This is a genomic window from Nonomuraea sp. NEAU-A123, assembly GCF_018603905.1.
GTDB lineage: Bacteria > Actinomycetota > Actinomycetes > Streptosporangiales > Streptosporangiaceae > Nonomuraea.
The window spans coordinates 77,418-97,092 of sequence record NZ_JAHFZZ010000007.1 but is presented as its reverse complement, the minus strand read 5'-3'; the positions used below and the strand labels follow the sequence as shown (position 1 = coordinate 97,092).

General features: G+C 69.0%; 19 protein-coding genes. 7 read left to right on the top strand and 12 right to left on the bottom strand.

Annotated features, from left to right (window positions below; genetic code table 11):
* Positions 1–40 precede the first annotated feature (40 nt).
* Positions 41–427, bottom strand: a complete 387-nt coding sequence (locus tag KLK06_RS22620; RefSeq protein ID WP_214637572.1) for a tautomerase family protein — start codon at positions 425–427, stop codon at positions 41–43.
* 83 nt (positions 428–510) lie between these two features.
* Here KLK06_RS22620 and KLK06_RS22615 point away from each other — a divergent pair, with 83 nt between their 5' ends.
* Positions 511–1,107 carry a MarR family winged helix-turn-helix transcriptional regulator gene (locus KLK06_RS22615; protein WP_250905865.1) on the top strand — a complete coding sequence of 199 codons (597 nt, stop codon included), beginning with the start codon at positions 511–513 and terminating at the stop codon, positions 1,105–1,107.
* A 276-nt stretch (positions 1,108–1,383) separates the two neighbouring features.
* Positions 1,384–3,492, top strand: coding sequence for an excinuclease ABC subunit UvrB (uvrB, locus tag KLK06_RS22610; protein ID WP_214637570.1), 2,109 nt, complete (start codon positions 1,384–1,386; stop codon positions 3,490–3,492).
* Between the two features lie 86 nt (positions 3,493–3,578).
* Here uvrB and KLK06_RS22605 read toward each other — a convergent pair whose 3' ends face one another.
* The 3 genes from KLK06_RS22605 to KLK06_RS61555 all read right to left on the bottom strand — a co-directional run bounded on the left by KLK06_RS22605 (position 3,579) and on the right by KLK06_RS61555 (position 5,837).
* Positions 3,579–4,205, bottom strand: a complete 627-nt coding sequence (locus KLK06_RS22605; protein WP_214637569.1) for a DUF4142 domain-containing protein — start codon at positions 4,203–4,205, stop codon at positions 3,579–3,581.
* Positions 4,206–4,487: 282 nt separating this feature from the next.
* Entirely contained in the window at positions 4,488–5,357 is an 870-nt protein-coding gene (locus KLK06_RS62405; protein WP_214637568.1) for a serine protein kinase RIO, read from the bottom strand.
* Between the two features lie 351 nt (positions 5,358–5,708).
* Positions 5,709–5,837 (bottom strand): hypothetical protein, encoded by a 129-nt coding sequence (locus KLK06_RS61555; RefSeq protein WP_284735092.1) that lies wholly within the window; start codon positions 5,835–5,837, stop codon positions 5,709–5,711.
* Here KLK06_RS61555 and KLK06_RS22595 point away from each other — a divergent pair.
* Positions 5,832–6,287 carry an SUKH-4 family immunity protein gene (locus KLK06_RS22595; RefSeq protein ID WP_214637567.1) on the top strand — a complete coding sequence of 152 codons (456 nt, stop codon included), beginning with the start codon at positions 5,832–5,834 and terminating at the stop codon, positions 6,285–6,287. The two genes, KLK06_RS61555 and KLK06_RS22595, sit on opposite strands and share 6 nt — an antisense overlap.
* Before the next feature lie 243 nt (positions 6,288–6,530).
* Here KLK06_RS22595 and KLK06_RS62400 read toward each other — a convergent pair whose 3' ends face one another.
* The 4 genes from KLK06_RS62400 to KLK06_RS22575 form a co-directional block, all read right to left on the bottom strand.
* Entirely contained in the window at positions 6,531–11,207 is a 4,677-nt protein-coding gene (locus KLK06_RS62400) for a WD40 repeat domain-containing protein (RefSeq protein WP_214637566.1), read from the bottom strand.
* A 3-nt stretch (positions 11,208–11,210) separates the two neighbouring features.
* Positions 11,211–11,708, bottom strand: coding sequence for a hypothetical protein (locus KLK06_RS22585; protein ID WP_214637565.1), 498 nt, complete (start codon positions 11,706–11,708; stop codon positions 11,211–11,213).
* A gap of 74 nt (positions 11,709–11,782) precedes the next feature.
* Entirely contained in the window at positions 11,783–12,574 is a 792-nt protein-coding gene (locus KLK06_RS22580) for a hypothetical protein (protein ID WP_214637564.1), read from the bottom strand.
* Between the two features lie 486 nt (positions 12,575–13,060).
* Positions 13,061–13,345, bottom strand: coding sequence for a hypothetical protein (locus KLK06_RS22575; RefSeq protein ID WP_214637563.1), 285 nt, complete (start codon positions 13,343–13,345; stop codon positions 13,061–13,063).
* 417 nt (positions 13,346–13,762) lie between these two features.
* On the opposite strand from KLK06_RS22575, the gene KLK06_RS22570 reads away from it, so the two are divergent.
* On the top strand, positions 13,763–14,260 hold the full coding sequence (locus tag KLK06_RS22570) for a hypothetical protein (protein ID WP_214637562.1): 498 nt from the start codon (positions 13,763–13,765) through the stop codon (positions 14,258–14,260).
* Here KLK06_RS22570 and KLK06_RS22565 read toward each other — a convergent pair.
* Positions 14,250–14,837, bottom strand: a complete 588-nt coding sequence (locus KLK06_RS22565; protein WP_214637561.1) for a Uma2 family endonuclease — start codon at positions 14,835–14,837, stop codon at positions 14,250–14,252. The genes KLK06_RS22570 and KLK06_RS22565 overlap by 11 nt on opposite strands.
* Positions 14,838–14,895: 58 nt before the next feature.
* Entirely contained in the window at positions 14,896–15,492 is a 597-nt protein-coding gene (locus tag KLK06_RS22560) for a hypothetical protein (RefSeq protein ID WP_214637560.1), read from the bottom strand.
* A gap of 149 nt (positions 15,493–15,641) precedes the next feature.
* On the opposite strand from KLK06_RS22560, the gene KLK06_RS22555 reads away from it, so the two are divergent.
* Genes KLK06_RS22555 through KLK06_RS22545 form a run of 3 tightly spaced genes read left to right on the top strand, consistent with a single transcriptional unit; the run spans position 15,642 to position 18,126 of the window.
* Complete coding sequence (locus tag KLK06_RS22555) at positions 15,642–16,400, top strand: glucose 1-dehydrogenase (RefSeq protein ID WP_214637559.1); 759 nt, start codon at positions 15,642–15,644, stop codon at positions 16,398–16,400.
* A 4-nt stretch (positions 16,401–16,404) separates the two neighbouring features.
* On the top strand, positions 16,405–17,325 hold the full coding sequence (locus KLK06_RS22550) for an alpha/beta hydrolase (RefSeq protein WP_214637558.1): 921 nt from the start codon (positions 16,405–16,407) through the stop codon (positions 17,323–17,325).
* 3 nt (positions 17,326–17,328) lie between these two features.
* Positions 17,329–18,126, top strand: coding sequence for an alpha/beta fold hydrolase (locus tag KLK06_RS22545; RefSeq protein WP_214637557.1), 798 nt, complete (start codon positions 17,329–17,331; stop codon positions 18,124–18,126).
* On the opposite strand, the gene KLK06_RS22540 is transcribed toward KLK06_RS22545, so the two are convergent.
* Together KLK06_RS22540 and KLK06_RS22535 are read right to left on the bottom strand one after the other, a co-directional pair.
* Positions 18,112–18,717 carry a DUF4126 domain-containing protein gene (locus KLK06_RS22540; RefSeq protein ID WP_214637556.1) on the bottom strand — a complete coding sequence of 202 codons (606 nt, stop codon included), beginning with the start codon at positions 18,715–18,717 and terminating at the stop codon, positions 18,112–18,114. The genes KLK06_RS22545 and KLK06_RS22540 overlap by 15 nt on opposite strands.
* Before the next feature lie 4 nt (positions 18,718–18,721).
* Positions 18,722–19,621 (bottom strand): phosphotransferase, encoded by a 900-nt coding sequence (locus KLK06_RS22535; RefSeq protein WP_214637555.1) that lies wholly within the window; start codon positions 19,619–19,621, stop codon positions 18,722–18,724.
* Positions 19,622–19,675: the final 54 nt, after the last annotated feature.

The following is a 19,675-nucleotide window of genomic DNA, read 5'->3' as shown; positions in this document are numbered from 1 at the left end:
TTGCCCGAGGCTACCCGCGCGAAGGCTTCCGGTCACGGCACTAGCTGTCGACGATCACGCCTCCGAGCGCGGTGCGGCCGGCCGGGGTGGCGACGAGCTCGACCGTGATGGTGTCGCGCAAATGCGCCCCGAGGACGTCGGCGACGGCGTCGGTGACGGTTCGCACGAGCTTGGCAATGAGCTCGCCGCTGTCGGGACGGGTGAACGCCGCCTCGCGGATACCGAACATGATCGCGGGTGCGGCCTCGTTGACCGGCTCGCCCCGCAGGCCCCACCGCCCGGCGGGTACGCCATCGAGGTAGATGACCGCGACGTCGCGCGCCCACTCGCCGTACACATCCACTACCGCGTCGGTCAGCGCGGCGATGAGGGCCGATTCGTTGCCCTCGAGCTGTGGCTCCAGGACTCGGACCGTCAGGTGTGGCATTGTCAGTCTCCTGTTTGCTCTCAAATTAACTTTGAATGCAAAGATAGTTGATTAGGGGTCAGATGGTCAACAACGCGGACGATATGACGACGGACCAGGCGGTGCGGTCCATGCTGCTGCTGATGCCCAGGCTCGTCGGGCGAGCCAAACGGCTGCCCATGCCGGAGTCGCTGCGGACGCTTGATCTCGCGCCCCGCCACTTGTCGCTGCTGGCCTACCTGCAGCACGACGGTTCCCTCACGGTGAGCCAGTTGGCGGAGCGGCTGGAGGTCGCTCCGACGACCGTCAGCCTGATGGTGGGTGACCTGTCTCGCCGCGGTGTCCTGACGCGGGAAGAGGACGATGCCGACCGACGACGGCGGGTCGTCGCGATCGCACCGGAGTACGTCTCGCCGATCCGCGAGTGGCTGGCGGGCAGCGCGCTGGCGTGGGCGGAGGTCCTGGCCGACCTCACGCCGGCTGAACGCGCCACGATCGTGCGGACGATGCGTGCCTACGAGACCGCCTTGGGCAGACGGACCACCAGAGGCGGTTCACCACCGCCCCCGACCAGTCCCCACCCGCTGATCCCCCTCGCCGTCACAGAGGTAAAACGCCTGGTCAACCTGGCGACGACGCCACCAAGCCCGCGCCCGCTTCACTCGGCGATGAAAGAATCAGCATCTCCGACTGCCGGATAGGTGGGCCAGCAGCATGTCCAGCGGCCGGGGTACGTGATCGAGATCGAGTGCCGCGACGAGCGGGCCGGCGTAGCGGATCTTGCGGCCACTGCCTGATCCCATGAAACGGCGCAGCTGGGCGTGAGTGGCGCTCCGCGCGTGGATGGCAGTAAGCCGTTCTGTCGAAGGACATGAGCCGGTTGGCGCATCCCCAGGTCGAGGTGGCCGTACCGTACGCGACGCCTGTCCCATCACCGGGTGACGGTTTCTGTCAGTGGCGCCGCCTAAAGTGGCAGCATGCGACCGGTCACTGATTTGCAGCGGAAGGTGGCGCCCTTCGAGGTCGTCACCGAGATGACTCCCTCCGGCGACCAGCCGACGGCCATCGCCGAGCTGGAGCGCCGCGTCAAGGCCGGGGAGAAGGACAACGTCCTGCTGGGCGCCACGGGCACCGGCAAGACGGCCTCGATCGCCTGGCTGATCGAGCGGTTGCAGCGGCCCACGCTGGTCATGCAGCCCAACAAGACGCTCGCCGCGCAGTTCGCCAACGAACTGCGGGAGATGCTGCCCAACAACGCTGTTGAATATTTCGTCTCTTATTACGACTATTACCAGCCTGAGGCGTACGTCCCGCAGAGCGACACGTACATCGAGAAGGACTCCTCGATCAACGACGAGGTCGAGCGGTTGCGCCACTCGGCGACCAACTCGCTGCTGACCCGCCGCGACACGATCGTGGTGGCCTCCGTGTCCTGCATCTACGGCCTGGGCACGCCGCAGGAATACGTCGACCGCATGGCCAGGCTCCGCGTCGGCATGGACATCGACCGCGACCAGTTGCTGCGCCGCCTGGTCGACATGCAGTACACACGCAACGACCTCGCCTTCACCCGGGGCACCTTCCGGGTGCGCGGCGACACGATCGAGATCATCCCGAAGTACGAGGAGCTGGCCGTACGCATCGAGATGTTCGGTGACGAGATCGAGAAGCTCGCCACCATGCATCCGCTGACCGGCGAGGTCATCACCGAGGACGAGGAGCTCTACATCTTCCCCGCCTCCCACTACGTCGCCGGCGAGGCGCGGATGGCGGCGGCCGTCACCGGCATCGAGGCGGAGCTGGCCGAGCGGCTCTCCGAGCTGGAGCGGCAGGGCAAGCTGCTGGAGGCGCAGCGGCTGCGCATGCGCACCACCTACGACATCGAGATGATGCGCCAGATCGGCACCTGCTCAGGCATCGAAAACTACTCGCGCCACATGGACGGCCGCGAGGCGGGCAGCGCCCCCAACACGCTGCTCGACTACTTCCCCGAAGACTTCCTGCTGGTCCTCGACGAGTCCCACCAGACCGTGCCGCAGATCGGCGCGATGTACGAGGGCGACGCCTCCCGCAAGCGCACCCTGGTCGACCACGGCTTCCGCCTGCCTTCGGCGATGGACAACCGGCCGCTGAAGTGGGAGGAGTTCCTGGAGCGCATCGGCCAGACCGTCTACCTGTCGGCCACGCCCGGCTCCTACGAGCTGGGCCGGGTCAAGGGCGACGTGGTCGAGCAGGTCATCCGGCCGACCGGGCTGGTCGACCCCGAGGTGGTCGTCAAGCCCACCAAGGGGCAGATCGACGACCTGGTCCACGAGATCCGCGAGCGCGCCGACCGCGACGAGCGGGTCCTGGTCACCACGCTGACCAAGAAGATGTCGGAAGACCTCACCGACTACCTGCTCGAGCTGGGCATCCGGGTCCGCTACCTGCACAGCGAGGTCGACACGCTGCGCCGCATCGAGCTGCTGCGCGAGCTGCGCTCCGGCGACTACGACGTGCTGGTCGGCATCAACCTCCTGCGCGAGGGCCTCGACCTGCCCGAGGTGTCGCTGGTGGCCATCCTCGACGCGGACAAGGAAGGCTTCCTCCGCTCGGAGACCTCCCTGATCCAGACCATCGGCCGGGCCGCCCGTAACGTCTCCGGACAGGTCCACATGTACGCCGACAAGGTCACGCCGTCGATGGAGCGGGCCATCGACGAGACGAACCGGCGGCGGGCCAAGCAGGTCGCCTACAACGAGGCCAACGGCGTCGACCCGCAGCCGCTGCGCAAGAAGATCGCCGACATCCTCGACTCGTTGCAGCGCGAGGACGCCGACACCGACCGGCTCCTCGGGGGCGGCCGCCAGCAGTCGCGCGGCAAGGCGCCTGTGCCCGGGTTCGTCGCCCGCCAGACCGGGCAGCACGCCAAGACCATCGCCGGTGAGATGCCCCGGGCACAGATGGAGTCGTTGATCGAGTCGCTGACCGAGCAGATGCACCAGGCTGCGGCCGATCTGCAGTTCGAGGTGGCTGCCCGGTTGCGCGACGAGATCAAGGAGCTCAAGCGGGAGCTGCGGGACATGCGGGAGGCGGGGGTCAAGTAGACGACCGGCCGGAGAAAGGATGTCCGCTTCGCTCCGGGCGTTCTGGCGCAGCCACGGCCTGGGCGGCGCCCACATCAGGACGCCGGTCAGGGCAGCAAGGGGACCGCCCAGGAGCCGAAACCCTGCCACCGCTTCGCGGCCTGGCGCCTGGCCAGGACACCGTCTCCGGGGGCAAGGGCGTGCGGCTTCCCGACGGTCTTCTGCGCCGCGAGCAACAGGCTCAGGTGCCGCTGAATGACCGGCGCGCTGGACTCGGCGAGCGCCTTGACCTCCGGCGAGGTCCCCGCCCGGAGTTCTTGCTTGCCGAGCTCCAGAGCCGCTCGGTGGCCTTTGATCATCGCGGTGACCCAGGCCCGGTCGAAGGCGGAGCCGGACAGCGCGGCCACGCGCTCCAACATGGCCCGGTCCTGCGAGGCGGGCTTAGCAGGCAGTGACACCCGCAGACTGCTCGCGGTCTGTTTCACCGCGGTGTCGAGCTTGGTGTGGTCGGTGACGAGAGTGGCTCCGATCGAGTGGACGTCTTCGGCTGTTCCTTTGGCCTGAGCGACCTTGCCGGCGGCGATCTCGGCGAGATTGCCTTGATGGGCCTGCCTCAGAAACTGTTCATCTTGCTCCGAGACCTTCACCTCGGCCCGCGCCGACGCCGGTGACCAGCTCATCAGGACCACCATGGCAACCGCGGCGACGCCGGTGAACGTGACACGCAGAGACATCACTACCCCCTACAACAGCCCAGACGGCTTGCCCGTCCACCTAGGCGCTTCCCGACCAGGAGGCGACACATGTGGACAAAAGCGGAGAAAGTAGCATTCAGCAACCATATAATTACATTTCGCTGCTTAGGTGGTGCTGCTGGTTGTCCATGGCGGTCGATGCGATGGCAATATCACAACGCGCTGAACGTGCGATCAACCAGCAATTCGTCACTGCAGGTCAGTCCACCACCGCGGCAGGCGACCCTGAGCAGTGTGCGGCGTACGTCCAGCGCGTGGGTGTCAGAGCATCCCGGCTTCTGATTGGAGCAGGACGGAGAGGGCATCGGGGTCTGCCGACGCGACGCCCTTCGCGGCGAACCAGGTGGCTACGTTGCGGGCGTCACGGTCGAGGAAGCGCGGGCCCGTGGGATGGGAGATCACGTCGACGATCTGGGGAAGGTCGATGATGACCAGCCTGCCCTCGCGGACCAGCAGGTTGTACGCCGACAGGTCGCCGTGGGCCAGACCCTCCCTGGCCAGGACGACCAGCGCCTCCACCAGTTGGGCCCAGAGGTCGTCCAGGTCGTCCGAGACGTTGGCGAGGCGGGGTGCCGCGTAGCCGTCCGAGGTGCCGATGAATTCCTGGAGGATCTCGGTGCCGACGATCTGCACCGGATAGGGGACTGGCAGGCCGAGTTCGGTCAAGCGACACAGGGCGCCGAATTCGGCCGCGGCCCACTGGCCGGCGATGAGTTGCTTGCCGAAGGCAGTGCGGTTGGCCATGGCGCGATTCATGCGGCTTTCGCGGGTGCTGCGGCCTTCCAGGTAACCGGCGTCTCGGTGGAACAAGCGGTGTTCCGCTGAGCGGTAGCGTTTGGCGGCCAACAGGCAGACCCGGTCCGTGTCCGGTACGCCGCGGGAGACCAGGTGGACGTCTGCTTCCTTGCCGGTTTTGAGGATGCCGAGTTCGGTGTCCACGGCGGCGAGCTCGGTGATGAGCCAGTCCGGGTGCGGTTTCGGGCCGCGCTCGGTGGGGGTGCTCTGGTCCCAGGTCGACCAGCGGTCACCCACAGGTGGTCCGTCGTCCACGGGGGCGCTGTCGAGCCATTCGAGGTCATCGGCGTCGAGGGCGTACTTGCCCCGGCGGCGGGGCGAGGAGTGCTTAGGCACGGTGGGATTTCTCCAGAAATGAGGCCCACCGGCTCAGCGATCAGATTGGCGAGGTCCCGGTGGGGAGGTCAGAGGACGCGGAAAACGGCACGCGAACAGTCGTCATCACGGTCTCGACCTCCCTTCTCTCTCCACGTACAGGCTGCGACACGCGCTGGTTACACGGTTGCGTAACGCGCTGTGCCCAGCCTGGCTGAGTATGCCGAGCGGGGCCTGGTCGTGGCAACTGAATTTTCGGCCTCCTCCCACACACTCACCCACCCGCCCAAACCGGCACATCACGGACTCGCCCTCGGTGCCTGGCGGACGCCGAAGGATGGCGCACCACAGGAGCACCACCCAGACGTAGCGTCAGAATCCGCGGAAGACACCCTCTTCGTCCACCACGACAAAGAACGCGAGGTCGTATTCCTCCAGCACCAGCGCGAGGATCCCCTCCGCCGTGGCGCCTTCGTAGGCCGGATCGTCAAGGTATTGCACCGCCGCCACGAGGCCCGGGACATCGGACTGTCCAAGGAGGACGAGCGGCTCCTTTCGCACGTGGGACTGCCCCGCGACGCGCCGTTGTTCACAGCGGATGTCATCGGGAAACCACGTCTGTTCGACCTCGAAGAGTTCTCGGCGAACGGTGTCCTGAACAGAGTCCTGTTCCTCGGCGGACCGGAAGAGGATTTTCGCGCGCGTTTCTTCCTAGACGTCCGAGAAGGCTTCATCGTCCGTATGGCACTCACCACCAGCGGTTCCGAAGCCGAAGTGGTGAACAGCTCCCTCAGAACGTTCATCGAGTTTCTCTACCGGGTGGGAAGCACACTTCGTCTCCAGGAAGCGGAGGCCGGGGAACCGGTACCGAGGAGACGGCCGCGCTCGCGCTCACTCTCAGGGACTTGGATCCCCACGCGTTCCGAGAGCCCGAGTGCTGGTGGCCGGTGACGCTGGACCGGCTCATGGGTGAACCAGTCGGTCCTTAGGCGTCCACCGCGTCAGATGCTCCCATTGCAGCCCCCTCAGGTTCACGAAACTCATCGACACGAGATACCGACGATCAGAGTTTCGACCTGAGGGGCCGAGCGTAGTAAGGCGCACACGACGCCAACGGCCGAACCCGGCCATCCTCCCGACGCCCCACCACCGACCCGTGGCGTGGTTGTCCCAGATGGCCACGGTCAGAGCCACTCAGCTAGCCGCCCGGGCGGCCCGGAAGCCGTGCGAGCCGCTGTACTTGCCCGACGGATCCGTCACCCGGTAAGTGAGTGAGAAGGCTGTCACTCGCCCGGCGTCAACGGCGCCGGGCTCCACAGTCCAGCTCCGCCCGCCGCGCGCAGCCCGGAAGGTCCCCTTCGAGGTGCGGCGCAGCGTGATCGCCGCCTCGCCCGCAAAGCCTGTCAGACGCAGCGCGCAGGCGGGCCCGCCGCAGGCCGCCTCCAGTCGGACCGAGCCGTCGGCCTGGTAGATCCCGGCCAGCCGGTCCAGCTCCTGCTGCAGCGGGTACGTCTGCGCGGGGGCCTCCGGCAGGAATGCCGCCTTGGTGCGGTCCATGTCCAGCACGAACGTATACCCTCCGGCGAGTTGGGCGGCGCTCACCCGCGTGGCGCTCAGCCGCGTGGCCGTCGCCTTCGGCTCGCCGGGCGTGACGACGGCCAGTGGCGACGGGAAGACGGGAACGACCGGGAAAACTCCCGGGTGCTCGCAGACCGGCACGAATGCCTCCCCGGGTGCGTAACGCTCCCACTCCGTACGCGTCATCGGGCGGCTCGCCGCCGCGCAGGCCGCCGCCACCAGGTCGGGCGGCTCCCCAGTGGCCCACAACCGCAGCGTTCCTGTGCGGTCGAGGGAGGCGAGGACGCCAGGATTCGGGAGAAACGCCAGATCCGTCACGAAGCCCCCGGCCCCGGTCAGTGGCCGGCCAATCGCCGACCGGCTGTCGACGTCCCACAGCCGGATGGTCTGGTCCCGGCCGCCCGAGGCCAGCACGCGGCCGTCGGCGCTGAACGCCACGGCCAGAACGTCGTCGCCGTCCCCGGTCAGCGGCTCGCGGGAGGGCCGCCCGGTGGCGGCGTCCCACAGCCTGACCGTCCGGTCGGAACCCGCCGTGGCGACCAGCCCGCCATCGGGGCTGAACGTGATGTCGTTGACCAGGCCCGCGTGGCCGCTCAGCGGCGCGCCCACGGTCCGTCCGGTCGCGAGGTCCCACAACTGCACGGTTCTGCCTTCGGCCGTGGCCAGCAGACGGCCGTCAGGGCTGAGCGTGAGGTGGCCCAGCGGCGGCGTGCCCACGGCCGGCCGGTACGTCCGCAGCCTGCGGCCGGACGCCATGTCCCACTGGATCACCTCGTACCCGGACCCCAACCCGGCCGCCAGCAGCGACCGGCCATCGGCGGAGAAGGCCAGCGACTGCACGCTGTTGTCGCCCACGAGGACCGCGCGTGCCTGGCCGCCGGGGCGGTCCCAGATCCGTACGACCTCGTCGGCTGCGGCGGCCAGCCTCGTGCCGTCGCGGCTGAACGCCAGCGCGGTGGTCCAGCTCTTGTGCCCGCCCAGCGCGGTGCTGCGGCCGGTCGACGGCTCCCACAGCTTGACCCGCCAGTCGCCGTTGCCCATGCCGCCCGTGGCCAGCGCCGTTCCGCGCGGGTCGAGCGCTATCGGACCGTTTCGCTTGGGCACGGACAGCAGTAGCGGCGGGCTGGAGTTCCACAGCCGGACCGTGCCGTCGTGGCCCGCTGTGGCCAGCGTCGCGCCGTTGCGGCTGAACACGATCGAGGAGATGGCGTCCGTGTGGCCGCGGATCGGCTCGCCGAGCGGTTGCCGGGCGGCCACGTCCCATAGCCGCAGGGTGCGATCGCCGCAGCCGAGCGCGAGCGTCCCGCCGTCGGCGCTGAACGCGGCGCTGTCCGCCCGGGTACCCGCCGGGCAGCCAGGGAGGTCTCCCGCCGCCCTGCCGGTGGCGCCCGTCCAGAAGCGGAGCCCGGCGTCCCCTGCGGTGAGCAGGTACCCGCCGCCGAAGGCCAGCGGGCGGCCGGCGCTGGTCAGATCCGGGCCGCTCTGGCGGCGGATGGCGGTGTCCCATAGGCGTACCGTGCCGCGCTCATCGCCGGTGGCGACCAGGCGGCCGTCAGGGCTGTAGGCGACCGCGGCCGCGGTGGTGGACAGCGGCTCGCCGACCGGGCTGCGTGTGGCCAGGTCCCACAGGCGGGTGCCGGTGAAGACTGTGGCGCCGTCCCGGCCGAAGGCGATGGGGCCGCTGTCGCCGACCGCCAGCGTCGCGACCCGACTGCCCGCGCCCACGTCCCACACCTGGACCGTGCGGTCACGGCCCGCGCTGACGAGCGTGCGGCCGTCACGGCTGAACGCGAGCGAGGTGACCTCGTCAGAGTGGCCCGCCAGCGGCCTGCCGATCAGCCTGCGCGTGGCCGGGTTCCAGAGCCTGATCAGGCTGTCGGCGCCCGCGCTGGCCAGCAGCCTGCCGTTGGGGCTGAACGCGACCGCGTTCGCGCCGCCTAGGTGGGCCTCCAGCGTGCCGCGGTGGGGACCCGCCGCCACGACGCGCAGGCTGTGGCGGGCCTCGTCGGTATGCGCAGCCCCCCATGCGGCCGCCGCCAGCAGCGCGGCGGCCGCCGGGTCGGCGTCCGCCTCGCTGCGTGAGGCCAGCCGCCGGGAGAGCTGTTCGGCCTGGCCGCGGTCCACCTCCCTGCCCGCCAGCACCGCCGAGAGCGCGGCGACCAGCGCCACCACCAATAGCACTGCCACTCCGCCCAGCGTCAGGCGCCATCGCCGGACACGCGCCGCCTCGGCCTCGGAGGAAGCGTCGAGGAACTCCCGCGCGGCGCCCTCCAGCATGGGGTAGCGACCGGGGTCTGCCTGCCAGCCCTCCGACGCCGAACGGACCGCCCTGAGCTGCCGCCCGCCGTAGAGGAACGACGAGTCCCGTCCGGTGAGCAACCACTGGTCGGCGTCGTGGGCCAAACGGCCATGCAGCTTCCACTCGGCGACGTCGGTATCCAGCCACTCGCGCAGCCGCGGCCAGGAGGTCAGCAGCACCTGGTGGGCGGGCTCGGCGGTGCCCTTCCCGAGCACGACCAGCCGCTTCCCGGCGAACGCCGTCAGCACCGGTCCGGCCCGCTCTGGCAGGCTCTTCAGCGGCGCCCGGCGGCAGAGCGCGCGCCCGTCGCGGTCGATCAGGGTCAAGCGGCGCAGCACGTCGCGGGCCACCTCACGATCCTCCGGCGCCAGCGCGGCGTAGGCCTCCTCCGCGGCCTTCTCCACGGCGCCGCGCACCCCGCCGGACAGCGCGTAGTCGCCAATGGTCAGCTCGTCGCCCTTGCGCTTCTCCCAGGTCAGCAGCATCGCCTGGGACAGCAGCGGCAGCGCGCCCGTCTCGGCGTCCGGCGCTGAGGAGCGTAACTCAGCCAGGATGGTCTCGACCAGCCGCTGGCCGATGCGCAGCCCCGCGGCGTCCGCCGGGCCGGTGATGGCCTGCCGCAGCCCCGTCTCGTCCATCGGGGCCAGGACGAACTGGCTGTCCTGCAACGCCTGCCGCAGCGCGGGGTAGCGGGCGCAGCGCGCGGCCTGGTCACCGCGTACTACGAGCACCACCAGCGCGGGCGGCCCCTCACCGCCGTCCCCGGCAGGGGACGCGGCGGCGTGCAGGGCCGCGACGAACGCGGCGGCCTCCTCCTCGGGCGGTCCGTCGGGCGCGAACAGCTCCTCGAACTGGTCCACCACGAGGACCAGCCGCAGCTCCTCACCTCGGCCGCCCGCCGCCTGGCGGCGCATTGCCTCGGCGAGCACGGCCTGCCTGGCCAGCAGCCGCGCCTGAGCAGGGGCCAGTGCCAGCCGCTCGCGCAGCGCGACCGGATCGGCTCCCGACAACGCCGCTAGATGTACGGCCAGCACGTTCAGAGGCGACCGCGTCGGCGTGACCACCATCCGGGGCCACGTGGCGGCCTCGGCGGATAGTGCCTCGCGGGCCAGCGCGGGCAGCAGCCCGGCACGCAGCAGCGACGACTTGCCGACGCCGGACATCCCGGTCACCACCACTAGGCCGACGCCCGTGAGCCGGGCGGCCATGATGCCGACCAGCTCGGCCACGGCCTGCGTACGGCCGTGGAAGACGGCCGCGTCGCTCTCGCCGAACGGCACCAGCCCCCGGTACGGCGCCCCACCCGTCCACCGCTCCGCGGGCGCCTGCCTGCCGCCGCCCCTGCGCCTCCTGAGCGTCGCGAGGTCCTCGCGCATGAGCCGCGTGTTGGCTGACTGCTGGTGCAGCAGGTCGATGATCTGGCGCTGCTTGGCGCCCTGCCGGTCGATGCTGCCCTGCATCGCGTTCAGCGCGGCGGCCACATCGCCGAGGAGGAACCGGAACTCGCCGAATCCCTCGCCCACCGCGGTCAGCCCGGCCATGAGCTGGGACTGCAGCTCTCGGTCGTCCAGCTCGACCGCCTCACTGACCAGCGTGCTGACCACACCGACCTCTTGGAGAATCCGGGCGATGTCGGCGCGCAGCGATCCGGCCCGCTCATCACCCGCCTCCAGCGCCTCCTCGATGCGCCGCTGGACCTCCTCCTCCAGCGCCTCCCTGGGCTGGTCCGGTTCGATGGTCTCGATGGCCGCCTTGAGTACGTCGGTGAGCACGTTCGCACCGACCGAGGCCAGCACGCCGAGCGCCGCCCCGAGCACGCCTCCGACGGCCACGCCCGCCGCGGGCAGCAGCGGGACGAGCGCCCCTGTCGCCAGGACCCCGATCAGGGTGGGTGGCGACCAGCGGTGCAGTCCCTTGCCCGTGGAGCGGGCCCAGCGGCCGAGCCGGTCGCGCATCCCGGTGCGCATCAGGTGTCGCTGCTCGTCGGCCGTCACTGCTCAGCTCAGCAACGCGTCGTAGGTGGGTCCGGTGTGCGAGCCGAACGTGAACCCGGGTGGGGCGATGGCGGGCAGCACGGCGGCGCCCTGCTCGGCCCACGGACAGACGATGCGGACCATGGCCTCGGTGGGGTCGTTGGAGCCCAGGCAGAGCACGGTGCCGGTCTTCACGGAGACCGTACAGGTGGCGGTGCGGGTGTTGGCAGACCACTCGCCGTTCCTGCACAGGTCGAGCCGGAGGGTGTCGAACTCGTGGACCAGGTCCGGATGCCGGTCGCGCGCCTTGGCCGTGAGGCGCACGACTGTGCCCTCCGGAACGACGAACCGGCAGGCCACGGCCTGGGGCCGCGGCTTGCCGCGCTCGCGGACGTCGGCGCAGAACGTCTGACCGGGCAGATCGGTGCCGATGCCGCCGCTCCACGCGGTGGGCATGAGCACGACCAGCGGCACTCCCCGTACAGGCGGCGAAGCGGGAGTTGTCGCGACCTTTTCGGCCACGCCACTGGTTCCGCCGCACCCACCGACCGCCATGATTAACGCGGCAATCACAACATATTTTCTGTTCTGTCCAATCATTGAGCCTGCCCTTTTTCGGCGCATTCACGGGACAATTTCTGCTCCATGGGGTCGAGAGTGGACAGGCACACGGTCTTGGCCCCGGCGCCGCCGTAGACGATGCAAGTGATCGCGTCGGCGTGCCCGGCGCCGCTGTCACACCCCTCGTACGTCGCCACATGGAAGTCCCACGTGCGCGCCGCCTTCGGGTACGGATCAGCGGCGCGCTCGAACTGGGCGCGTAGGTGGTAGATCTTGCCGGGCGCGACGGCTATCTCACACCTCCGGCCAGCGACGCCGCCGTTCGAGCAGGGCTCGGTGAAGTTCCCGGAGAGCGTGACGCGCCACTTGGTGTTGAGCACCACCAACAGGGTGCCCGCCTGGTCGACGGTGGGAGCGGGGCTCGGCACGATGCCGCACGGTCTGCGTGCCACGTCGGCGGGCCCGGTCGTGGTCACACAGACCGACCCGTGGCGGTCCGACTGGACCGTGCAGGTGGCCGCGCCCGGCCCTTCGAGGCAGCCCCAATAGGCCAGCCGCACCCCGGCGGGCAGCGCCTCGCGCGGAACGACACTGACGGACCGAGTCCGCTGCCCCTTCTCGACGGTGTACGTGGACCGGCACACCCCGTCGGCGCACTGCCCCTCGGCCGTACCGGGCAGCGACAGCGGCACCAGCCGGGTGTCGGACCGCACGGTGAGCCTGACCGACTCGGGAGAGCGCAGCAGCACGAAAACCGTGACGCCGGTGATGGCCAGGAATATGCCGAGGGCGAGGATCACCAGTGCGAGCTGGCGGCGTCGTGTCACGAATGGCTCCCGCAGGCGTGGCTTTGTGAGAAAGGAAGATATCACGCGCGCGACGGCCAGACTATATAAGAGAATATCCTCGGAATATTTATCCGGACAGACAGTGGCTAATGGTGTCGAATCAATTAGCCGTCAGCCGCCGAGCGACTCTCACGATTGCCCGCGCGACTCCTTGGCGTATCCCGTTCCACCTGGCCGACCACTACGGCTCGTACCGGCTGACCGCGATCTGACTGCACACCCGCCCCTCGCCCGTCACCGCCGCCGCCTACCTGGTGGACCTGACCGGCCACCACACGATCACGCAGAATGGGGCTGGGCCCATGTCCGTCTCCCTGTCATCCACACTCAGGGCCGAAGCGTTGAAAGCGTGAGGCCAGGAAAGCGCCTTTGAATCTGGTGCTGGCAGGCCTTTGACAAGGCCTATCCTCCCAGTTCAAAGGCGCTTTCCAGTGAGTGATACGAGGCTGGCGAGCAGGACTCGCTTCAGTTCTCCCAGGGCGTGAAGTAGAAGCCGACTCCCAGCACCGAGTTGTAGCCCGAATTGGGGAGAACCCCCTGTGTGGTCCAGAGGTCGAAGGTGAAATTTGGAATGCTGTTGATGGACCCCGTCACGCCGGTGATGGCCCTATTTAGCGCCTCGTCCCAGCTCTGGCGGTATGAAAAGCCGCACGCCCACGAACGATCGTCCTCACCAACCACCGCTAGGGGCCGGTCCTGCTCGTCCTTCTCGACGATTTTTCCGGTCGATATATCGGGTAGTGTGTGCATCGGTATCCCTTTCGGTATGATGTGAGATCTGAACGGTGCGTTGCGAACAAGCGTAGGCAGATTTTCTCCGCATCTTATGCTTGTGGGAATAAACTGCACTCAAATTTTTCATATCCCGCTTTGACCTGGTTGAGCCCCCCGAAGGCTTGACCCCTTACACGCCATCTCTTTAAGCGCTGAAAAAGCGATACTTGAGCATCTATGACTCCCTTGTGGTAGGCCGCCATTTGCGGCATGCCGGTACTGCCATTGGGGCGACCACGAAGGTGTGGGCAGTCCCCGCCCAGCGCCGGCACCACTGGATAATCAGGTGAAGCGGTTCGCCGTCGCTCGTATGGTGCTGGAGTGCGGCGATGCGAGGAGTGCTCCCACTGGGAACCGGCCGGCGCTCCGGAGTGTGTCCGGTGTGCCAGGCTGGTGGACCAGATCGTCGAGGACGGCTGGCGGGCGTTCCTGGAGCGGGAGTTCGGTACGGCCGAGCAGGCCGACGAGCGGGTCATCGCCGAGATGGTGGTCGACGAGCCCGACAGGCACCCGTGGCGGGTGGTCGACGCGGCCTACGACCGGCTGACCTGCACCGAGTGCGGCGGCCGGCTGAGCCGGGGCCCGGCCGGGTGCGGGCCGTGCGATCTGGCGAACGGTTTCCGTTATGTCGCGATCGAGGTCGATCGGCCGGGAGTCGTGCCCGGGAACGAGCATGCGCTGCGGGTCAACGTGTCGGTGGTGCGCAGGCCGTACGGGATCTCGGCGGTTGAACTGCTGGCGCGGCGGCTCTCGCTGCCGATCCTGCTCGAAGGGCGGCTTCCCACCACCCGGCAGGCGCAAGCGGCCCGGGCCATGCTCGACGGCGGCGCCAGTGCGGAGGAGTATGACGCGTTCATCCACCGCACCTGGGGGCGGGAGGTCAGCCGATGAACGTGTCGAGGTCGAGGTCGATGTCCACAGGGAAACCGATGTCGGCTTGGAGGTGCTTGCGGTGGATGCCGGTGGGCACGTAGGCCCGGACCGCCGGCTCAAGCTCGAACGTGTAGACGACGGGCTTGGCGTCTTCTTCCCCTTCCACCCGCCAGAAGTGCTTGATGCCGGCATTCGCGTATTTGGTGGGCTTGGTCGTCCGGTCGCGTTCTCTCGACTCGTCGGAAACCACCTCGACGACCAGGTGGACGTCCTCTGGCTTGAAGGACGTGACGGAGAGCGTCAGCGCCGATCTCTTCACGAGGAGAACGTCGGGTTCGGGGCGCTGCTGTAGGCCGAGCGTCACGGTCATCTCGCGGGCGACGACGAGATCGGGTGGGGTGTTCATCCCGAGGGTGCGGTCGGTGAGGAGGCTCACGGTCAGCATGTGGAAGCCCGTCTGCGGCGGCCTGAAGATGAGCGACCCATCGATCAGCTCGACATGCTTGGGCGCGTCGGGGGGAAGGTGGTCGAGCATGTCGGCGGTCCAGCCGCCGGAGGGGCCCGGGTAGAACCACTCGGGAAGTGCCGTGGTCATCGCGTACGCCTCCGCCGATGCTGACTGAACGGCGTCATCATGTCACGCCGGGTAAGCGTCAGGGGAGGTCTCGGCGCTCCTGTGTGCTTCTGCGATAGAGCTCGTCGATCTCGTCGAGCGGGTCCGGGGGGCGGCGGCGGGCCTCGATCTCCAGGTCGGTGCGGGAGTTGAGGTCGTCGATGCCGGCCGCGGCGTGCTGGAGTTGGTCGCCGAGGAGGTCGACGCGGATGCGGGCGCACATGGCGGTCAGCTTGGCCTGGTGCTCGCGTAGGCGGTGGAGCGTGGCGTGGTCGACGTACGGCGAAGCGCGGCGTTGCTGGGCGTACATGGCGAGTTGTGCGTCGTGTATGTCGGCCTGCGCGGACAGGTCGGCCAGCAGGCGGGGCAGGTCGCCGAGGCCCCAGCCCTGGCGCTGCGTGTGTTCGACGGCCTGGCGGGTGATCGAGACCTCGCGGCGCAGGTCGAGGCGGAGGCGTTCGACCTCGGCGGCGTCGCCGGGGCCCATGGCGTTGACGTGCGTGGTCAGCTGGGTCGCCGCCTGCTTGGCCTTGCTCGCCGCTTTCTGGCCCAGCTTGACCAGGAAGTAGATGCCGACGCCGGCCACCAGGCCGAGGAAGGCCAGGACCGCCAGGATGATGAGAATGATGTCCATCATCGTCCTCGCTTCCTGCTGGTTGGCCGCTGCCTAGAGGATAGTGCGAGTGCCGGGCGGATGCGTGGCCGGACAAGCTCTGTGTGACCAAGCAAGCTCTTGATTGTCTCGTGGGGGCGTGGTTCAGTTCACGTACCGCGAAGGAGCCACGCATGCTTGACGGCAAGGTAGTGCTCATCACCGGCGGCGCCAGGGGCATGGGCGCCGCGACGGCCCGCCGCTGCGTCGCGGCGGGGGCGAGTGTGGTGATCACCGATGTTCTGGTGGAGGACGGCGCCGCCACCGCAAAAGACCTCGAATCACGATTTATCCCGCACGATGTGACCGATCAGGATCAGTGGGCTGAGGTGGTCGAGGAGGTCCTGGACGAGTACGGCCGGCTCGACGGGCTGGTCAACAACGCGGGGATCGCGCCCTCGGCGCCCCTGGAGCAGTACTCGCTCGACGACTTCGAGCGGGTGCTCAAGGTCAACCTGGTCGGTGTGTTCCTCGGGCTCAAGTCGGTGGTGGCGCCGATGCGCGCGTCAGGCGGCGGCTCGATCGTGAACCTGTCGTCGGCGGCCGGTCTGACGGCGCTCCCCGGCACGGGTGGGTACGGCGCGTCCAAGTGGGGTGTCCGCGGCCTCACCAAGATCGCCGCGATCGAGTACGGCCCCCACCGGATCAGGGTCAACTCCGTACATCCCGGGATGATCGTCACCGCGATGACGCTCCCGCACGGCGCGGTCTCGGGTGAGGGCAGGTTCCCGCTGGTCGCGGCCGGGCGGTGCGGTGAGCCCGAGGAGGTGGCGGAGGCGATCGCGTTCCTGCTGTCCGACGCCGCGTCCTACATCACGGGCGCCGAGCTGGCGGTGGACGGCGGCTGGACGGCGGGGGAGACCGTGCTGCTCTCCCGTACGGACGGTGAGTGAACACATGGCCGTTGACGATCTCACCAGAGCGGTCATCGACGCGATGACGGCGGTCTTCCCCAAGGTGGGCACCGAGGTGACGGACCCCGTCGAGGCCCGGCGGATCCTGGCCGAAATGCCCCCGCTGGCGGCCGAGCCGTACAAAGTGGGCCGGGTGGAGGATCGGATGGCGGGGGACCTCCCCGTGCGCGTTTACTGGCCGCCGGGGGAGCGAGAGGGGCGGCCGGTGGTCGTGTACTTCCACGGCGGCGGGTTCACGCTCTGCACGCTGGACACCCATGACCCCGTCTGCCGCCTGATCTGCGCGGACGCCGACGTGGTCGTGGTGTCCGCCGACTACCGGCTGGCGCCGGAGCACCCCTATCCGGCCGCCGTCGAGGACGCGTACGCCGCGACCCGCTGGGTGTACGAGCACGCCGGCGAGCTGGGCGCGGACCCCGGCCGGCTGGTGGTCGCCGGCGACAGCGCGGGCGGGAACCTGGCGACCGTCACGTGCCTGAAGGCCAGGGACGAGGGCGGGCCGCCGATCGCGCTGCAGGTGCTGATCTATCCCGTCACCGACGCCGCCCAGGACGCGCCCTCGCATGCGGAGAACGCGGAGGGATATTTCCTGACCGCGGCGCACATGCGGTGGTACTGGGACTGTTACCAGCCCGACCACGCTCGGCGCGCCGAGCCGTACAGCTCCCCGATCAACGCGGACGTGCGTGGGCTGCCGCCCGCGCTGGTGATCACGGCGGAGCACGATCCGCTGCGTGACGAGGGAGAGGCGTACGCGGAGCGGCTGCGCGCGGCCGGGGTGGACACGCGGAGCGTGCGTTATGCCGGGATGTTCCACGGGTTCTTCGGGCTCGGCTCGCTGCTGCCCGCCGCCAAGGAGGCTGGGGCGAAGGTCTGCGCCACCATCCATGAGCAAGTGGGGTGAAGGATGCCTTACGCGGATATAGGGCAAGATATCCGGCTCTTCTATACCGATGACGGCACGGGTGACGGCCCGCCGCTGCTGCTCGTGCACGGCTGGGGCGCCGACTCCCACCAGTGGTCGTGGCACATCGACGCGCTCGCCGCCAAGCACCGGGTGATCGCGGTGGATCTGCGCGGCCACGGCTACTCGTCCGTGCCCGACGAGGGCAACACGCCCCGCCAGATGGCCGACGACCTCGCCGCGCTGATGGACGGGCTCGCCATCCCCGAGGTGATCGCGATCGGCCACTCCATGGGCGGCCAGGTCGTCTCCATCCTGGCCGTCGAGCATCCGGACAAGGTGCGCAAGCTGGTCGCGGTCGATCCCGGTTACGGCATGTCGGCGGACCTCGCGCGCGGGTTCCCGGAGACGATCGCCGCGCTGCGCGGCCCGCACGCGCACGCCGCCGCCGTACAGCTCGACCAGTGGTGCACCAACTCCGCCACCCCGGCCGTCATCAGGCGCTGGCACCAGCGCAGGCTGTACGGCATGGCGCCGCACGTGCTGGTTCAGGCGTTCGAGGCCATGTTCACGCTGCCCGGCGCGGTCGGCGTACGGCCGGCGAGCGACGACTACATGGCCCGCAGGGAGTGCCCGGTGCTGTCGATCTGGAGCGATCCGGAACGCGCGGCCTGGGAGTCGGGGCTCTGCAAGCATCCGGCGTCGAAGGTGGTGTGCTGGGAGGGCTCCAGCCACCGGCTGCACGAGGAGCGTCCCGGAGAGTTCCTCGTCGTCCTGCGCCGATGGCTACGGGCTTCCTGACCCGCGTCTGGCCCGGCGGGCGGCGCGGTAGCGGCGTACCTTCCTGATCGTCCACCAGGCGAGCAGGGCCATCAGCAGCAGTACGACGATCACCAGCACGGGCACGAACACCGCGACCAGGCTCATACCGAGCGACCCGACGTCCTCCACCGTGCTCGCGACGGGCGCGCCCACGCCGCCCGTCCCCACGTTGATCATGGGACGGGCCGTCGCCTTCAGCGCGTGTACGGCCAGCGCCACCAGGATGCCCAGCACCCAGCCCACCCACGGGCGCTCGGTCATCCAGGTCGAGTGGTCGAGCTCGGCGGCCGCGTTCGTGGCGCTGAACACCACGCCGCCGGCCGCCGGTCGTACCGCCGTCTGGATGGCGTCGTTCACGCTGTCGACGGCCGGGACCTTGTCGAGCACCATCTCCGCGACCAGGAGCACCGCGATCACGGCGAGCACGCCCCAGTTGGACAGCCACGAGTAGCCGTCGGGCAGCTTCACCCGGTCGGTGACGTTCGCCAGCACGCCCACCACGAGGAGCGGAATGTAGGCGTTCAGCCCGGCGGCGGTGGACAGGCCAAGCCCTGTCAGTGCGGCGAACATGTCCCTAGTCTGCCCGGGCCGCCTCGTCCATGAGCGACGCGAGACCGGATCCGGTGAACTCGGCGACCGCCCGCTCGTACTTCTCCATGCCCCACGACCAGAAGTCGAAGTCGATGCTCTGGTTGGCGCCGTCCTGGATCGAGGCCCACAGCGTCCAGCCGTACTTGGACATGAGCCCGAGCAGCCGCGCCCGCGCGATCTTGTGGCGCAGGCGGCGGCCGTAGTAGGCCGTGACCAGCTCTTCCAGCAGGTCCGATGACAGGTCCGACTCGCTCCAGATGTTGCCGAGCTCGAAGCACGGGTCGTTGTTGCCGGCGTACTCGTAGTCGATCAGCCAGAGCCGTTCGCCGCCGTCGATGATGTTGCCGGGCAGCAGGTCGTTGTGACACGGCACCCGCCCCACATCCCGAATATCCAGACATTTCCGGATCCGCTCAACATCGGGCATGAAATCGAGATATTTCGCTGGAAGTCGGTATCCGCGGGTCTGGACGATCTCCAGATATCCCCGCTGCACCTCGAACATGTCGAAATCCCGCGCGAACCGAGGCCCCGCGTGCAGCCGCCCGCACACCTCGGCCAGCCGCCGCAGGTTCGCCGGGTCACCCAGATCGGCCTCCGTGAGCGTACGGCCCGGCAGGAAGCCCACGATCAGCACCCCGAGCTCCGGCAGATAGTCGTGCACCGGAGCCCCCACCCCGATCCGCGCGGCGGCCAGAGAGCACGTGTACTCGACGTCCCGGTCGATCGCCAGCAGCGATCCCTCACTGGCCGACACCCGTACCACGTAGGCCCCGCCGGGAACGGTCACCTTGTAGTTGTGGTTGGTCAGCCCGCCGGGCAGCTCCTCGACGGAACGCGGCGCGCCGGACAGCAGGGGGATGCGGTCGAGGATCTCGTTCATGGTCGATCCTAGCGCCGCCACCCCCTAAACGGTCTAGACCTTTTAGTGTAGCCT

Coding starts and splice junctions, on each gene's coding strand:
- KLK06_RS22575 (WP_214637563.1), bottom strand. CDS start 13,345: ATGCACACACTACCCGATATATCGACCGGAAAAATCGTCGAGAAGGAC.
- KLK06_RS22605 (WP_214637569.1), bottom strand. CDS start 4,205: ATGTCTCTGCGTGTCACGTTCACCGGCGTCGCCGCGGTTGCCATGGTG.
- uvrB (WP_214637570.1), top strand. CDS start 1,384: ATGCGACCGGTCACTGATTTGCAGCGGAAGGTGGCGCCCTTCGAGGTC.
- KLK06_RS22550 (WP_214637558.1), top strand. CDS start 16,405: ATGGCCGTTGACGATCTCACCAGAGCGGTCATCGACGCGATGACGGCG.
- KLK06_RS22555 (WP_214637559.1), top strand. CDS start 15,642: ATGCTTGACGGCAAGGTAGTGCTCATCACCGGCGGCGCCAGGGGCATG.
- KLK06_RS22565 (WP_214637561.1), bottom strand. CDS start 14,837: ATGACCACGGCACTTCCCGAGTGGTTCTACCCGGGCCCCTCCGGCGGC.
- KLK06_RS22535 (WP_214637555.1), bottom strand. CDS start 19,621: ATGAACGAGATCCTCGACCGCATCCCCCTGCTGTCCGGCGCGCCGCGT.
- KLK06_RS22620 (WP_214637572.1), bottom strand. CDS start 427: ATGCCACACCTGACGGTCCGAGTCCTGGAGCCACAGCTCGAGGGCAAC.
- KLK06_RS22615 (WP_250905865.1), top strand. CDS start 511: ATGACGACGGACCAGGCGGTGCGGTCCATGCTGCTGCTGATGCCCAGG.
- KLK06_RS22560 (WP_214637560.1), bottom strand. CDS start 15,492: ATGATGGACATCATTCTCATCATCCTGGCGGTCCTGGCCTTCCTCGGC.
- KLK06_RS22545 (WP_214637557.1), top strand. CDS start 17,329: ATGCCTTACGCGGATATAGGGCAAGATATCCGGCTCTTCTATACCGAT.
- KLK06_RS22540 (WP_214637556.1), bottom strand. CDS start 18,717: ATGTTCGCCGCACTGACAGGGCTTGGCCTGTCCACCGCCGCCGGGCTG.